We start from the raw sequence: 605 nt of genomic DNA, 5'->3' as shown, positions 1-605 counted from the left end.
GCCCGGCCGGGCCGCCGCGGCGCACCGCCAGCCGCGAGAGCGCGAACTGCAGGTGCGCCAGCTCGTCCTGCACGTCGCGCAGCGCGCACAGCCGGTGCAGCCGCACCCGGCCGGCCGGGTCGAGGGTGACGGCCCGCACCTCGCCGTCGAGGGCGACCAGCTCGACGAGCACGGCGTCGGACGCCTCGAGCGCCTCGGTGAGCCGGGCGGCGGGCACCGCGGGCACCGGCCTCGACCAGGCGCCGGGTGGTGCGAGGCGTGCCAGCCGGGCCACCTCCCGCTCGGCGTCGACGCGGGCGGAGTCGAGCGCGCGAGGCACGCCGTCCGGTCGCATGCGGGCCGCGGCGACGTCGGCGCCCGCCCTGCGCAGCCGTTCGAGCGCAGCCGAGAGCAGCGGGTCGGCGGGCGGGCGCACCGGGCCACCCCGCTCCGAGCGCGCGCGCCACCGCTCGACCCAGGCCAGCACGGACGCCGGCGACCCCTGCTCGATCGTCAGCCGCAGGCCGAGCTCGCCGACCTGGCGGCCGAGCGTGCGCACCTGCGCCTGCAGGTCGGAGGCACCCAGCACGGCCCGGTGCCGCTCGAGCCCGTCGAGCGCCGAGCGG

Annotated in this window: 1 pseudogene; it reads right to left on the bottom strand. The window is 80.5% G+C overall.

The window, feature by feature from the left end:
• A pseudogene (locus tag ACYVI6_RS18835) lies at positions 1–605 on the bottom strand (CHAT domain-containing protein); the annotation flags it as partial.

The organism is Angustibacter aerolatus (assembly GCF_054776675.1).
The sequence above is the reverse complement of the archived record's forward strand: the minus strand, read 5'-3'. Positions and strand labels throughout refer to the sequence as shown.